The sequence below is a fragment of the Lederbergia galactosidilytica genome (assembly GCF_017873565.1).
Classification (GTDB): Bacteria; Bacillota; Bacilli; order Bacillales; family Bacillaceae_C; genus Lederbergia; species Lederbergia galactosidilytica.
The window spans coordinates 74,436-89,656 of record NZ_JAGGKH010000019.1; the positions used below are offsets into that span (position 1 = coordinate 74,436).

Annotated in this window: 15 protein-coding genes; 2 read left to right on the forward strand and 13 right to left on the reverse strand. The window is 36.6% G+C overall.

The genetic code is table 11. The features are described 5' to 3' along the window. Positions 1-73: 73 nt before the first annotated feature. A complete protein-coding gene (gene mntR, locus J2Z23_RS17730; protein ID WP_057988182.1) occupies positions 74-514 on the reverse strand; it encodes a transcriptional regulator MntR in 441 nt (146 codons plus the stop codon). A gap of 247 nt (positions 515-761) precedes the next feature. On the opposite strand from mntR, the gene cspD reads away from it, so the two are divergent. Beyond that, entirely contained in the window at positions 762-965 is a 204-nt protein-coding gene (gene cspD / locus J2Z23_RS17735; protein WP_057988184.1) for a cold-shock protein CspD, read from the forward strand. A 140-nt stretch (positions 966-1,105) separates the two neighbouring features. On the opposite strand, the gene J2Z23_RS17740 is transcribed toward cspD, so the two are convergent. Together J2Z23_RS17740 and J2Z23_RS17745 are read right to left on the reverse strand one after the other, a co-directional pair. Beyond that, positions 1,106-1,297, reverse strand: a complete 192-nt coding sequence (locus J2Z23_RS17740) for a zinc-finger domain-containing protein (RefSeq protein ID WP_057988186.1) — start codon at positions 1,295-1,297, stop codon at positions 1,106-1,108. Between the two features lie 4 nt (positions 1,298-1,301). Further along, positions 1,302-1,976 carry a reverse transcriptase-like protein gene (locus tag J2Z23_RS17745; RefSeq protein WP_057988188.1) on the reverse strand — a complete coding sequence of 225 codons (675 nt, stop codon included), beginning with the start codon at positions 1,974-1,976 and terminating at the stop codon, positions 1,302-1,304. Between the two features lie 147 nt (positions 1,977-2,123). On the opposite strand from J2Z23_RS17745, the gene J2Z23_RS17750 reads away from it, so the two are divergent. Continuing rightward, positions 2,124-2,513: a reverse transcriptase-like protein gene (locus J2Z23_RS17750; RefSeq protein WP_057988190.1), complete on the forward strand. Its 390-nt coding sequence runs from the start codon at positions 2,124-2,126 to the stop codon at positions 2,511-2,513. 11 nt (positions 2,514-2,524) lie between these two features. On the opposite strand, the gene J2Z23_RS17755 is transcribed toward J2Z23_RS17750, so the two are convergent. The 10 genes from J2Z23_RS17755 to aroC all read right to left on the reverse strand — a co-directional run bounded on the left by J2Z23_RS17755 (position 2,525) and on the right by aroC (position 15,001). After that, positions 2,525-2,815 carry a DUF6123 family protein gene (locus J2Z23_RS17755; protein ID WP_238456160.1) on the reverse strand — a complete coding sequence of 97 codons (291 nt, stop codon included), beginning with the start codon at positions 2,813-2,815 and terminating at the stop codon, positions 2,525-2,527. Between the two features lie 28 nt (positions 2,816-2,843). Next, positions 2,844-3,752 (reverse strand): 5'-3' exonuclease, encoded by a 909-nt coding sequence (locus tag J2Z23_RS17760; RefSeq protein ID WP_082881359.1) that lies wholly within the window; start codon positions 3,750-3,752, stop codon positions 2,844-2,846. A gap of 95 nt (positions 3,753-3,847) precedes the next feature. Next, the gene (locus J2Z23_RS17765; RefSeq protein WP_057988192.1) at positions 3,848-4,681 is read right to left on the reverse strand and encodes a sulfurtransferase; all 834 of its coding nucleotides are present in this window, start codon (positions 4,679-4,681) and stop codon (positions 3,848-3,850) included. A 12-nt stretch (positions 4,682-4,693) separates the two neighbouring features. Beyond that, positions 4,694-8,299, reverse strand: coding sequence for a dynamin family protein (locus tag J2Z23_RS17770; RefSeq protein ID WP_209974723.1), 3,606 nt, complete (start codon positions 8,297-8,299; stop codon positions 4,694-4,696). 360 nt (positions 8,300-8,659) lie between these two features. Continuing rightward, positions 8,660-9,175 (reverse strand): isoprenylcysteine carboxyl methyltransferase family protein, encoded by a 516-nt coding sequence (locus J2Z23_RS17775; RefSeq protein WP_057988195.1) that lies wholly within the window; start codon positions 9,173-9,175, stop codon positions 8,660-8,662. Positions 9,176-9,177: 2 nt separating this feature from the next. Then, the gene (locus J2Z23_RS17780) at positions 9,178-10,260 is read right to left on the reverse strand and encodes a type III polyketide synthase (RefSeq protein WP_057988198.1); all 1,083 of its coding nucleotides are present in this window, start codon (positions 10,258-10,260) and stop codon (positions 9,178-9,180) included. A 49-nt stretch (positions 10,261-10,309) separates the two neighbouring features. Next, positions 10,310-11,599 (reverse strand): 3-phosphoshikimate 1-carboxyvinyltransferase, encoded by a 1,290-nt coding sequence (gene aroA, locus J2Z23_RS17785; RefSeq protein ID WP_057988200.1) that lies wholly within the window; start codon positions 11,597-11,599, stop codon positions 10,310-10,312. A 12-nt stretch (positions 11,600-11,611) separates the two neighbouring features. Beyond that, positions 11,612-12,715, reverse strand: a complete 1,104-nt coding sequence (locus J2Z23_RS17790) for a prephenate dehydrogenase (RefSeq protein ID WP_057988202.1) — start codon at positions 12,713-12,715, stop codon at positions 11,612-11,614. 23 nt (positions 12,716-12,738) lie between these two features. Further along, positions 12,739-13,812: a histidinol-phosphate transaminase gene (gene hisC / locus J2Z23_RS17795; RefSeq protein WP_057988204.1), complete on the reverse strand. Its 1,074-nt coding sequence runs from the start codon at positions 13,810-13,812 to the stop codon at positions 12,739-12,741. 16 nt (positions 13,813-13,828) lie between these two features. After that, complete coding sequence (gene aroC / locus J2Z23_RS17800; RefSeq protein ID WP_057988206.1) at positions 13,829-15,001, reverse strand: chorismate synthase; 1,173 nt, start codon at positions 14,999-15,001, stop codon at positions 13,829-13,831. Positions 15,002-15,221 lie beyond the last annotated feature (220 nt).

The window sequence follows — 15,221 nt, forward strand, 5'->3', positions numbered from 1 at the left end:
AATATCGCCACATCCTGTGGCGGCAACTCCTGAGTAACCGACATTCTGTAGGTCTAAACGAAAAAAGAACCGGTTATATGGGTTCTTTGTCAATGTTTTGCTCATTCGCTTTTTGGAGAACTTTTAAAGCTTCAGCTTGGTCGGGATTCTTTTCGAAAAAATGGACTAAATCTCCGATTCGATCGATTGAATTCCAACTTAGATGGTGCTCAATCCCTTCAACATCATGATAGATATTCTCTTCTTTTACACCAATAATGCGCAAAAAGTCCTCAAGCAAATCATGACGTTCAACTAACCGCTTACCAATCTTTTTTCCTTTAGATGTTAAGATTAACCCTCGGTACTTCTCATATATTAAGTAATTTCCACGATCGAGTTTTTGCACCATCTTTGTCACAGAGGAAGGATGTACTTCCAGTGCCTCCGCTATATCAGATACTCTTGCGTAACCTTTATTTTCAATCAATAAAAAGATTTGTTCTATATAATCTTCCATACTGGGAGTTGGCAATAAAAATCCCTCCTATCTCCATTCATTCAATAAAAGTGTACTATAATGTGTTCGCATTAACAAGTTAGGATAAACAAATAGCAAATAGAGTATCATTATTGCATATATCTTCTTTAGTTCCTTGACTCCACTACTAATTAAGTGTATAGTAAAACTATCATTAATTTAATATGGTTTTATTATATTTTTTTGATGATAATATTTTTTCAAAGCACAAATGTGCTGAAGTCTAGGAGGAAAAAGGTACATGCAAAACGGTAAAGTAAAATGGTTTAACAACGAAAAAGGCTACGGTTTTATTGAAGTAGAAGGCGGAGAAGATATTTTCGTTCATTTCACTGCAATTCAAGGCGAAGGCTTCAAATCATTAGAGGAAGGCGAAGAAGTTTCTTTTGAAATTGTAGAAGGAAACCGTGGACCTCAAGCAGCTAATGTAGTTAAATTATCATAATATATAAATTTAAAGGCTGGAGTTTTCTCCAGCCTTTTCTTGTTTCTTAAGAACTTACAATTCGGGAACCCCTTTTTTACAACAATAGTTTTTGGCCAACTTTGGCATACACAAATTTAGATAAATCTTTCCTCTTCAAGTCAATGTTGTTCTTTATTAGTTAGTACTCGACCTATTTCTTGTAATTCTTGACCTACCGTGCAATTTTGTATACAAAATCGATGGGCGTAATTTTTCCCATACGTACGTCTAAAATGGCTTTTCAAAAAACAGCCTTTACAATAAGTATCCATAACATCATTTATTTCATTCAAAAGCTCGATATGTTGCATTAGATCAATCCTTTAACTTTCCAGAATCTATTTCGGTATGACTCCGTATATTTTTATGAGCTAACGCTTGCGTCGCTAGCATATCTGCCTCTTTATTTTCTTTTCTTGGAATGACTTCAAACTTCGCCTTCAATCCTAATTTTTTAATTTTCTCTTCTATTCGATCAAGCCACCTATTCAGTATTTCCTCATAACACGGCCATTCCCCCTCAATCTGTTTGATCACTCCCTGTGCATCCCCTTTAAAAAGGACCGGTATATTTTTAAAACCTATTTCCTCTAATATGAGAAGTGAATTAAATAATGCCGCGTACTCTGCCTCATTATTACTTACCAATTCCTCTAAAAGGATATTTATTCTATCTCGGTAAGAAGTATTTCCTTTTTTATAATAGATCACAATTCCAATTCCCGCTTTTTTTAATTCTCGATTATAACCACCATCAAAGTAAACGACAGGATCGGTCGGCTCTTCTTCTTGCTTTTTTTGTAATTTTGTAAATTGCTTTTGATTCCATTCTCTTTCCATTTCGTCCATAATAATAATATTGTGAGCTCTTCCCGTCTTCTGTAAATCCATTAATAATGGTTTGATTAGCTTCTGATCAAACCAAGCTGATTCCATTGGAATAGCAATTTCTGGAGAGGTTTTATAAATAAATTTTACTTTTACTTTCATAAAGACAACATCCTGTTCGCAAATTCTTCCTAAGCTGTTCTTATACAATAAGGAAGTAAACATTATTCATTCCCGAACTTTTTAAACTTCCTTTAGTTTAAATCGTTCCCGTTCTTCTCTAAAATTAATCGTAGGAGTGATCGAGTTTTGTTAGAAGTCTATATCGATGGTGCAAGTGCAGGGAATCCTGGTCCCTCTGGAGCCGGAATTTTCATTAAAAATGCTGGTAAAACTGAGTCATATTCATTTCCGCTTGGAGTAATGGAAAATCATGAAGCGGAATTTCACGCGTTAATCAAAGCATTAGAAATTTGTAGTAAAACAAATGCTTCGATCGTTTCTATAAGATCAGATTCTTCTGCGGTTGTTCAAGCTGTAGAAAAACAATTCGTTCGAAATGAGAAGTACCGGTTGCTGTTAGACAAAATCCTCCATATGATAACCGGATTTGAATTATTTTTTATTAAGTGGATTTCAGCAAAAGAAAATAAACAAGCTGACATTCTTGCAAAAGAAGCCATCCATTTAAATCAATAGCGATCCAAGATTTAAGTCTCTTGGACCGCTAATAATCCTAACTGATTTGCAAGTGCATAAGCTTGTTTTTTGGTTGTAATATTTTGTGCTTGTAATCTTTCCAGAAAAGATAAATAAAAACTTGGATCAAAACGCTTTTGACATTTAAGTGTTAATTCAATAGAGATTGCAGCTAAATAATCTGATGAACCTGTTGATTGCTTGCCAAAATAAATAAAAGTTATAATATCTTCACCAAATTTAAAACCTTTTCCCTCTAAACGAAGTAGGTAATTTCCGAGCTGGAACTTTCTCCCAATCAATGTTTCTTACTCCTTTTATATATTCCGATTAAAGCGACAAACTTGTTTGTGTTGTTGTATTATTCAGTTTCAATAATGTATTTCGTACACTTTTTAATTCATACCCCTCTATAAGAGGCAATATTTTATTTAGATCCAATTGCCATTCAGCTTGATCTAAATAAAAGTCTAATGGTACATTACAATGAATTGTTGCAAGTTTTCTAGACAGGTGAAGCATTTCCTTATCTTGTTCTAATTTTTTTTGAATTGTTGGAGTAAGTTGATTAAAATTCGCGAATAATCCTTCAATGGTTTCATAATTTCTTATTAGTTTATAAGCCGTTTTTTCACCTATTCCCTTTACCCCTGGATAACCATCACTCGGATCCCCCATCAATGCCTTGACATCAATTAATTGTTTAGGTTCTAATTGAAATTCATCGACATAAGCAGCTCTTGTATAATGAAAATAATTCCCAATACCTTTTTGAAGCAATAAAACACTTACCTTATCATCAACAATTTGCAAGAGATCGCGGTCACCTGTCAACACCGTTAATACTAAATCTTCATCTTGCTTTAATTCTTGACATAGAGTACCTATACAATCATCTGCTTCAAAACCCTTTACGCCAATATTTAAGATTCCTAACTCTGTTGTAACGTCTTTTGCAAGGTCAAATTGGGGAGCCATTTCTACTGGCGGTGCTTGCCTATTTGCTTTATATCCTTCGTACATTTCATTACGGAAGGTTACACTCCCCATATCCCAACAAATAGCTAAATGTGTTGGCTGCACGTGATCGACCGCTGTTAATAAATGCTTTAAGTAGCCTTGTACAGCGTTAGTGGGCACACCTTGACTGTTGATCATAAAATTTCTTTGTACTGCCGTAGCAAAGAATGCCCGAAACAGTAACGCCATTCCATCCACTACTAATAGATGATATTTCAATTGTAGAACCCCTTTTCAGCATAATAAATAATTATTATATCATAAGTTAGAAATTGCGTCTTACGAAGGTCCATATACAAAAAACTGGTATGGTTTTACTTGCTTATTGTAGTTACAGGATTATCCGGATAAGAAACCCAATCTGAATAACTACCTGCATAAAGCTTAACTTGTTTAAAGCCACTTTCTATTAAGGTTAAAACATTTGGAGTTGCGGTCACCCCTGATCCACAATAAACAATTACTTCCTTCTCTTTATCAAGAGAGGAAAATCTTTGTTTTTGCTGTTCTATAGATTTCCACTGCCCATTCTCCAAACCTTCTGACCAATCATAATTTATTGCATTTGGTATATGGCCAGCGACGCGATCCATTGGTTCCACAATCCCTAAATATCGTTCTTGTGCACGCGAATCTAACAATATTGCCTTTTGATCTTGGCTTCTCAGTTTTACCTCCTCATAAGAGGCTAGCATTTCTTCTTTTAAGGAATAGATAAATTTAGTCTTTGCCTTGACTGTTCTCCTGCTAGTTACTGGGTAACCGTTTTTTCTCCAGGATTCGAACCCTCCATCTAAAATGAAAACTTGTTCATGTCCTAAATATGTTAATAACCACCAACAACGAGCAGCAAAACAGCCATCTGCATCATCATAGATAACAACTGGCTTTTTATTGCTAATCCCTTTTACTTCCAGTTTCGTAATTAAATTTTGTATATTGGGTAAAGGATGTCTTCCTCCATGTCTTTCCACAGGGCCAGACAAGTCTTGCTCAAGATCAAAATATACAGCCTCAGGAATATGGCTATTTTGGTAAGCCTTCTCCCCGTATGAGGAATCTTTTAATGAAAAGCGGCAATCGATCACACTCAAAGATTCCGAATTTAGATTATGATATAACCACTGTATGGATTTAATTGTTTTCAATTTATTCCCTCCCTAAATAGATGTTAGAGATCCCTGAATCTTTAACCATTTATCTAAATTTCCTTGGCCTTCTAATGCCTCAACCCATGATGCAAACTGTTCATTGATTTCCAATTCCACATGGCTGATCAATCTATCGTATTCTTGAAAAAGATAACTTTGAAAGACATCAGTTATTCGTTTATATTCTTGCTGCAAATATTCATCAGCTAAAGGAGAGAGCAAAGCTAGAAAAGCTTCCTCCATTTTTTTCTTGTCATCTTGCTCAAAAAAAGCTTTTGGATTACGGAAATACTTAAACGGTGTTTCGAATGGTTTACGATCACTCTCCAGAAAAGCCGTAGAAAATTCCGGCGTTGTCGTGCCGTTCCATTCCAGCTGAGCAAAAGTCATATCTGTCTTAATGTTTTGTAATTCTCTTTGAAAACTTGAATAATAGTTGGTTAATAGCTTTTGTGTATATTTCTCCATTCTTAAAGATGTAACTCGCATTTCTTGAGCAAAATCATATCCTACAGCATCTAAAAGTTCTTCCAAGCATCTTCTAAGTAAATTCCGATCGTTTTTCTTCAATACGGCTGGATTAAAAGCTTCTTTAAAAAATTGCGGAAACCGGTAAAAAACTCTTTGTTTCACATAAAAGGTCAATTCCTCTGCCTCTTGCTCTATTTGTTGAGATAAGACTGAAGATTGTGCGTTGGCTAAAACAGCTAACATGCCTGCTTTGGCTTGCTGCCACTCTTTTCGACGTTCATTTTTTCGTTCTTGATCCTCATTAGCTGTTTGAATCAACTGGTCTAAAAATTGTAAAGCACGATTATACTCCAATTTCGCTGATTGTAGCGTCATTTGATTCAAATCATGCTGAAGAAATTGATTAAAAGCCGTTTGAAACTGACCAATCTGTGATGCTTTGCGACTTTTATCATAAAGAGCTAATTTACTTGAAAGTCCAAATAATTTCGGATGACGAATCCCATTTTGTATAAGCTCTTCTTTAACGTAAGTTAATACTTCCTCTATTTCTTCTTGAGATTCAGCTAAATCGATGGCATTTACGATAAAAAACATTTTATCTAATTCAAAACTATCTTTCACTCGTCCTAGCTGAATTAAAAATTCCCTGTCCGCTTTAGAAAAAGCATGATTATAATAAGTGACAAACAACACAGCATCAGCATTTTTGATATAATCAAAAGCAACTCCTGTGTGTCTCGCATTAATTGAATCAGCACCAGGTGTATCTACAAGGGTAATTCCTTGTCTCGTAAATGAGCAATCATAATATAGATCGATCGATTCCACAAAGCAAGATTGCGCCTCATTTCCAACGTAATTCTGAAAATTCCTCAAATCTGTCTTAAATGTTTTACCTAATTGATGCTGGTGATCAGGAAATCCTTTTCTAAAAGCTTTTAAAAATGCAAGTTGGACTTTCTCTTTATCATTTTGACTAGGAGAAAGGGAGAGATTAAGGACTTTTTCATAAGCATCTGCTAAGGAGGAACAAGTTTGATCAAAATACGATAATGCCTTATCTACATCCACCAACATATCCTTCTCACTTTTCAAACAAACAAGTGCTGTACCGTGCGGATTCACTTCTGTTGGCGGACAAATTCGATTGATCGCAGCTGTGGTTGGATTTGGGGAAACCGGTAATACAACCTCCCCTAATAAAGCATTGGCAAAAGAAGATTTGCCTGCACTAAAGGCTCCAAATAAAGCAATCATATAATTTCGTTCAGTTAAAGTTTTCACTTTATCTCGTAATTGCTTAGTTATTCTTTTAAAATATTGATCTTCTTCAAATAACTTAATCGCAAAAGCTAACTGCTGAGTCACTTGAGTCGTTTCAAGGGTATCTACTGGTGTTGGATCCACTTGAATGGGATCAACCATACTCACATCCCTCTTCACGTCCTCCTTCTGCTCATCCGCTTGATAAATAGTGAAATTATCCTCGTCTTCTCTCCATTGTTCACAAAGTTTTTGTAAAGTGTTTGCCTCTGTTCCTGTTATAACTGTAGTTTCATGCTTCTTTTTATCATAGAGGTCGGTTAATTGTACGAGTTTTCCTTTTGCCTCTGTAGCTTTTGTAATGGCTAAAATTTGTTCATCCAACTTTTTTAGTTCGCTAGTTAGCATTTCTCTTTTATCTGCGAGGATGGGTGCCACAAATAAATTCCATTCTTTTTTAGCAAGCCTCTTTATGTTCTCCGCTATTTCCTCACAATAACGCAACACATATTGACTATTTAGGCCAGCGCCTTTTTTAACAGTTTCATCTAAAAGTATTTCCAGGAATTCCACCTGCAAAGACTGCGCTTTTGCGAGCCATTTACTACGATTGCTATCTTCCTCATCAAGAACAGTATTAGCTAACTGTCGCAAGTGCCAAACAATTTGCGACTCTACTTGCTTTGCTAGAGCAGTGGCAAACTTTTCGAGCCGCCGTTTTCGCTCATCCTCTGTCTTTTTTTTGCTAAATATTAGCCCAACTTTAAAATTAACCTGTTTTCCTTCGAGAAATTGCTCTGCAAGCTCTCTCGTTTCATAAGGCATTAAATAAGCATTCTGCAATATTTTCTCACATTCTCTTAGATAAACATCCCCAAGTGTTTCTAATTTAGCTAATATTCGCTCCTTTTCTGATGTTAATCTTTCTTCCGTTTGAAAAACATCTTCATTTTCCGTAGTATAGAGAGAAATCTCCTTTTCCAACTTTAATGCCTTATCTTGAAATTTTTCATCAAGCCAGCCCTCATGCTCTTCTATCAGCTTTTTTAAAGTAGAAGCTAATGAAGCTAATCTCCATTCATTTTGATTGGAGAAAATATCCTGAACGATCATTTTAACAGATGCAAATTCATTCTCTGTATGCTCCAATTGCTTTAAAGTCGTAAAAAAAATCCCAGCAGGTTCTATGCCCCAAAACGTAAAAGCATCAAGTACAGACTGTTTATAAGACAAAAAAGATAATTCATTTGATTGATGTTTATCAATTTGGTTTATAATGAGATATAATCTAACATCATGTCGTAAAAGATTTTTTGTATACATAAAATTTAGTTCAGATTGAACATGGTTATAATCCATTACATAAAAAACGGCATCTGCAATATGTAAAGCAGATTCTGTGGAAAGACGATGTGCTTCATCAGTTGAGTCAATACCAGGCGTATCCATGATCGTTAAACGATCAGGGAGTTTTAAATCTTGGCGACCAATCTCAATTTCAGTAATCTCTCCCTGTTTACAATAATTCTGTACAGTGGTGAAATTGTATGGTGCAGTAAAAAGTAATGGCCGCGCCACTGAACTATACACTTTGGCAAAATCTTCTTCTGCACGATGAACCTTCACAATGTTTGCACTCGTAGGAATTGGACTTGATGGTAAAATTTCCTCCCCTACTAAATGGTTAATCATTGTTGATTTACCAGCAGAAAAATGACCACTGAAAGCAATCACTGTTTCATTCTTATATATTTTTTTTATCAACTTTATCGTTTTATCGACTCTTTCTTGATCTTCATGTTGCCTAAAACGTTCCATTAATGTTAAAGCCTGCTCAAGATGTTGCTCTTGGCTTGAAGAAAGTAAAACATTATCCATAGATTAAGCAAACTCCTCTTTTATTGAATGCTCAAAAAGTTTGGTAACAATGGTACTTAATGATAGGTCTCTTCGACTAAGTACGAAAAACTATCAAATATGTGCAAGGACTTGCTTCTTCGAAAAACCACTTTTCTTTCATGTGATGAGGATTCAAGAGCGCTTTCTTTATGTTTGAAACTACACATCTTGAATTTTCACCCATACAAACGTGGAAATTTTTCGTCTCTATCCTTTTTGAACATGCATTATTATTACTTTTCCTTCGATTAAATCTAATTCTACCTGAAAATTAGTCAACTTTAAAGTTATTCTCAGTATTCCGTACTACCGAGAAACCGCTATGTCATCAAGATTTATCTACTTATTTATAACTAAATTTTGCTGCAAAGCCTTTTCCTCTATACGAATTCTTATAGAGAGCATCCATTGGTTTAGGAAGAAAAATAGAATGGTGGTTATATACGCTTCGAAAAGTAGCGGGACAACCAACAATTCCAACGAAACGATCAGATAATTCGGGTGTTTCACATATCGAAAAGGTCCCTCTCCAATAAGAGGGCCATTAGGCAAAACAATAATCTTCGTATTCCAGCATTTTCCTAGTGTGAAAATGACCCAATAGCGTGCGAATTGCAGAAGAATAAAAATAACCAGAAGTATTGGCCAAAAACGAGATACTTCTTGCTTGGAAACGAACACCTCACCAATTAAAAATAGGAAAAATGACATGTGAAGAAGAATCATATATGGATAATGTTCTTGACCGTAAATAATAGCTCCTTTTTCTAACATCCATCTTTCATTTTTTCTAGCTATGTATAATTCAGCTAATCTTTGCATCAACAAAAAACTAAGAATTATTAGGAAAATCATTATTACACCCACCTTAGTAATAACAGTTCAGAACTAAAACCAGGTCCTAAGGCAGCAACGATACCATGATCACCGGAAGGAACTCGCTGATTCATAAAACGTTGTAAGACGAAGAAAACGGTCACAGAAGACATATTTCCATATTCCTTCAATATTTCCAGCGACTGAGCGGTTTTTTCGGCCGGTAAGTTTAAAGCCTTTTCATATGCCATAATCACTTTTTTGCCACCAGGATGTGCAATAAAATGAGCAATTTTCGATTCCATTAGATTATTTTGCTCAAGAAATTGCAACATGACTGGTTGAAGCCAATTTTTGACGAGTGTTGGAATATCCTTTGAAAAAACAACATAAAATCCATCATCCTTAAATTGCCATCCCATCACGTCCAAAGAATTTTGCATAAGGTTTGATTGCGTGCTGATTATAGATGGTAATGGTCGATCCACTAATTCTTCATAGGGAACTTCTTCTCCTCCTACAAGGACAGCTGCCGCTCCATCAGAAAAAAGCGAGGTTCCAATAAAATTACTTTTGCTTTGATCATGAAGTTGAAATGTCAGGCTACACAGTTCAACTCCCACAACCAAAACTTTTGCCTTTGGGTAAGCAAGACAATATTCATAGGCTCGTGAAAGTCCGCTAGCACCTCCCCCACACCCCAATCCCCAAATGGGAATTCTTTTCGTTTGTGGGGAAAATGGCAATTGATTCATGATTATCGCATCTAAACTTGGGGTGGACAGACCTGTAGTATTAATCAAAATAATTGCCTCAATCTCATCATAAGCAATTTCCTTTTTCGCCTTTCCATTCGCCAAACAATTCCGAATAGCAGTAAGACAGAGTCCTACTGCTGAGTCAATAAAAACCTTATTTTTTTCGGAAAAAGAATGTGCTTCCGTATACCAATCTAACGGTTTTACAAAGTGTCTTTTTTTAATTTCCCCATTTTTAAACACTTTTAGTAAACGATCGATATCTTTCATAGAATCGGAAAATAACTGTTTGGCAAGCTGCATTGTTTCTTCTTGATGAACAGCGTTTTCTGGTGTAGCCGTTCCAACCGAAATAATACGTGGCATCTGATGATTCTCCTTTTAAACGATTACGTTTAATGGGTGAAAGATGACATCACTGACTATTCGCTAGAGCTTTTAATTGTTGGAAAAATCCTGGGTAAGATATCGTAATCGCTTCTTTATCCTGGATCTCTACCTTCTCATGTGTAAGGCAACTTGCAATGGCCAACATCATGCCAATTCTGTGGTCACCATGGCTATTAACATTAGCTCCATGTAAATCTGACTTTCCGTAAATAATCATTCCATCTGCTGTCGCTTCAATTTTTGCACCCATTTTCTTTAATTCTTCCACAACTGTATCAATTCGATTCGTTTCTTTTACTTTTAATTCAGCTGCATCTTTAATAATCGTTGTTCCTTCAGCCTGTGTAGCTGCTAAGGCCAAGATTGGAATTTCATCAATAAGTCTAGGAATCATGTCTCCCTCTATTGTTACTCCTCTTAATGTTGAGGCACTTACCGTAAGATCTGCATAAGGTTCCATTACTTGATCATCCAAATGATCAAGGGTGATATTGGCACCCATTGCTCGTAAGATATCTAAGATTCCACTTCTAGTTGGGTTAACACCTACGTTTTTCAGTTTAATTTGACTACCGGGAACAATCGAGCCAGCCACAAGGAAAAATGCCGCAGAGGAGATATCACCAGGTACTGTAATAGTAGTTCCCTTTAATTGCTGTTGTCCATGGATGGATTTTTTTAAACCAGTGGTTGTTACTTCTCCGCCAAAAGCTCGAATCATACGTTCTGTATGGTCACGAGATGCTTCAGGTTCTATCACACTTGTTACACCTTCCGCGAAGAGACCAGCTAATAAAATAGCTGACTTTACTTGCGCACTCGCTACAGGTGAAGTATAGTCAATTCCTGATAACTTTCCTCCCCTTACAGCTAAAGGAGTTAATGATCCATCATGACGTCCATCAATTTTGGCTCCCATTTTTCTTAATGGATTAGACACCCGATCCATTGGCCTTTTCGCAATCGAACTATCGCCTTTAATAACAGTATGGAATGGAAGGCTAGATAGTATCCCGAGCATCAATCGAATCGTCGTTCCAGAATTTCCTACATCTAATATATCATTTGGTTCAGTTAGCCCTGCTAATCCTTTCCCCTCAATCTCAACATATTCTCCATCTCGATGAATGTTTACGCCCAACTGTTTAAAGCATTCAATTGTATGGAGACAATCATCTCCAGTCAAAAGTCCATGAACGGAAGTTTTCCCGGTAGCAATAGATCCGAGCATAATGGATCGATGGGAAATGGATTTATCACCAGGTACCTGCACGATTCCTTTTAATGGAACTATATTTGTTTTATGTGTTTCCATACCCTTCCCTCCTCACATGCTAATATAAGTTTCATATCCTTCATTTTCTAAAGAATGTTTTGCCAATTCCATATCCTCTTCTGTTTGGAAACTAATCCTTAGGACACCATAGACATCTTCTCGTGCTTCAATAATGCGGATATTGGTAATACTAATTGCATTTTTAGCAAGAATGGTTGTAATATCCGAAATAACACCAGGTTTATCCAAAACATCAACATACAAATCATAAAATGATTTAATGGCTCCTTTAGCGCGTACAGGTAATGAGTCTCTAAATTGCTTTGCACCATCAAAATAAGCAAATAACCGATCCCCATTTCCTTCCTCTATCAATTGCTTTACATCTTCCATTTCGCTCATCCATTCCTCAAGTAAAGAAAGCAATATTGATTGGTTATGTTGGACGATATCTCTCCACATTACCGGACTACTTGAAGCAATACGGGTTATATCTCTAAAACCACCTGCCGCCAGAAATTGAATATTTTTATCCTGGCTGGCATGACCTTCTACTTGTCGTACTAGACTTGCCGCCACAATATGTGGAAAATGACTGACAACTCCTGTTACTAAATCATGTTGCCTAGGCTCCATCACAATAAAATTTGCTTTTGTCCCTTTCAACCATTCCTTTAACTGATCTACCCTCCCATTGGCATTTTGGGAAGGTGTTAAGACATAATAAGCATTTTCGAATAAATGGGCCTTAGCACTTCCTGGTCCAATTTTATGTGAACCAGCCATTGGATGTCCTCCGATATAAGCATTTGAACTACCAAAGAGAAATTCTGCTTTTTCCATTATTCTTACCTTTGTACTTCCAACATCTGTAATGAGGACGTCATTTTTTAAAGTAAGCTTTGCTAATTTCTCAAGATAGCTTTCGGCAATTTCTACAGGGCAGGAAAGGATAATTAAGTCAGCATTTTCTGCACTAATTTCATATTTCTCTGTGTAATCATCAATAATACCTAACTTTTGAGCAAGCTTACAATTATTAATATTGACATCATAGCCAATCACACAAGCATTATGCTCTTTCTTAATAGCTAGTGCGACGGATCCGCCGATTAAACCGACACCGATTAATAAAACCTTTTTACTTCCCTTCATCTTCACACAGCCTCATCCATCTATTATATCTTTGGAATAACTTCCTTCAAAACATTCAATAGCTCTTCATTTTCCTGTTCAGTACCTACAGTAATCCTAATCCCGTTTGGAAATTTTCTTACAATCCAACCTTTTTCAAGTAATTGCTGAAACATATTTTCTATAGAAGATTCGTTTAATCTTAAGAAAATAAAATTAGTTTGAGATGGGTAATAAGATATTTTCTGTTGATCAAAGAATTGATAATATTTCTGTAATTCATTTGTGTTGATTATGACACATTCTTCGATAAACTCCGGATCTTCCAAAGCCGCTATTGCCGCCGTTTGAGCCAAAGTAGAAGTATTAAATGGCAAGCGAACGACATCTAGTTTGTTGATTAGTGCTGGGTTTGCTACTCCATAACCAACCCGAATCCCTGCTAAACCATAGGCTTTAGAAAAAGTTCTCATAACAAGTAGATTTTCATATTCATCTAACAATGGTATGGTTTGCGGATAATCATTAATCGTTACATATTCATAATAAGCTTCATCCACAACTACAAGTACATCATTGGGGACTTTATCTAAAAAGTCTATTAATTCTTGTTTCGGAACATATGTCCCTGTTGGATTGTTAGGATTACATATCCACACAAGCTTTGTATTTTCATCAATTACTGCTGCCATTTTATCTAAATCATGAACCCCTTCTCGTAAAGGGATTTCCCTTACTTCAGCCCCTTCAATGATCGCGTGGTGGCGATATTGTGAGAATGTTTCGCTCGCCATTACGGTATTGGATTCAGGAATTAACACTGCCCTGCTAATAATTTGAATTAATTCATCTAACCCACTTGAAAAAATCAACTTGGCCTGATCAATCTCAAGATGTTCTGCGACAGCTTCTTTAAGCTTGACTGCTGCACCGTCTGGATAAATAGCTAAAGTATCGGTTTGCGAAATTGCTTTTAATACATTTGGTGAGCAACTATAAGGATTTTCATTAGAGGCTAATTTTACAATCTTGTCTAATTGATATTCTCTTTTCACTTCATCTGTTGTCTTGCCAGGTGTGTATGCTTTCAAAGTCGAAAGCTGCGATTTTACATTCATTTTTATCCCCACCTTATTAGAATTCTTTAGCGTATTTACGATGTCTGTCAACCGATTCCTTCAGTGAATCCATGCGATCATGACTGAATTGATCTAAGATAGCAACTGCTAATTCCCAAGCTATAACAGCCTCTGCCACAACGCTAGCCGCAGGAACTGCACAACTGTCAGAACGCTCAATACTTGCTTTAAAAGGCTCCTTCGTATCAATGTCAACACTCTCTAGTGGTTTGTAAAGAGTTGGAATAGGCTTCATTACTCCTCTTATAACAATTGGCATTCCTGTTGTCATACCACCCTCAAATCCACCAGCATTGTTTGTTCGACGTGTGTATCCTTCTTCCTCTGTCCATTGGATTTCATCATGAACTTGGCTTCCTGGTCGATGTGCCGCTTCGAAGCCAATGCCTACCTCAACACCTTTAAAAGCATTAATACTCATAATCGCTGCAGCCAGTTTTGCTTCTAGCTTTTTATCATACTGAACATGGCTTCCTACGCCGATCGGCATACCTTCAACAATAACCTCAACAATTCCCCCTATGGAATCACCTTGTTTTTTGGCATCATCAATAGCTTGCATCATTTTCTCTCCAGCTTCTTCATCAAGACAGCGAACAGGTGAGGCTTCTGTTCTATCTTGTAATTCTTTTAAAGTAGAAAACTGTAACTTTTCTGCCTTTATTCCACCAATTTCCAGCACATGTCCGCCAACCTTAACGCCAACTTCTGCTAATATTCTTTTGGCGACCGCGGCAGCAGCCACTCTTACTGTTGTTTCACGTGCAGATGAGCGCTCTAATACATTTCTCATATCACGGTGGCCATACTTGATTGCTCCATTTAAGTCAGCATGACCAGGGCGCGGGCGTGTGATCTTTCTTTTTACATCTTCTTGCTCTTCAGGACTAATCGGAGCAGCTCCCATAATCTTTCTCCAATGCTTAAAATCATTATTTTGTACAATTAAGGCGATAGGGGCACCCATTGTCACTCCATGGCGGACACCACTTGTAATTTGAATTTGATCTTTTTCAATCTGCATCCTTCGTCCGCGACCATAGCCTTTTTGTCTTCTTTGTAGTTCCTCATTAATCATTTCCTCAGTCAATTCAAGACCAGCTGGCACACCTTCCAAAATAGTTGTAAGTTGTGGACCATGTGATTCCCCTGCTGTTAAATATCTCATTTTTATTCCTCCCCGAAGATAAAATAATCCAAGCTTAGGCTATGCCTTCCACTTTTAGAGATGTTCAAAAAGTTTGGTGCAGATTTCTATAATCGTCTTTTTTACCGCCTCTTTTTGACATCCACTTAATCGAGTAGGAGGCTAATCATTAATTGATTAGCCGACCTCTCACACCACCGTACATACGGTTCTCGTATACGGCGGTTCAATAACTTAAGTA